Below are 309 nucleotides of genomic sequence, written 5' to 3'. Positions count from 1 at the left end.
TCACAGACGTCCGTCCACTATCATCGGCGCAAAGGCGTTTCACGTTCCTGTTCGGGATGGGAAGGAGTGGGACCACCTCGCTATGGTCGTCAGGCGTAACTTGTTGACTGGGTGTGCTTTTGAGGGCGCAACCGGTCCAATCTTGGAAGAAGCAGCAACGTGTCGTGTACCGATCGACTCGCATGACGATGCGAGGACGAGTACAGGACAACAAATTCGGGTTGTGTAAAACAGTATTATTTGAACGACACTGAACACTATAAGTTCTGACCGGTTTAACCAATCAGGGTTATAGGATCAAGCCGCACG

Annotated in this window: 1 rRNA gene; it reads right to left on the bottom strand. The window is 51.1% G+C overall.

Annotated features, from left to right (window positions below):
• Positions 1-94, bottom strand: a 5S ribosomal RNA gene (rrf, locus tag EYW45_RS00045); the annotation flags it as partial.
• Positions 95-309 lie beyond the last annotated feature (215 nt).

It is taken from the genome of Schauerella aestuarii (assembly GCF_009866805.1).
In the GTDB taxonomy this organism is placed as follows: Bacteria; Pseudomonadota; Gammaproteobacteria; order Burkholderiales; family Burkholderiaceae_B; genus Schauerella; species Schauerella aestuarii.
The sequence above is the reverse complement of the archived record's forward strand: the minus strand, read 5'-3'. Positions and strand labels throughout refer to the sequence as shown.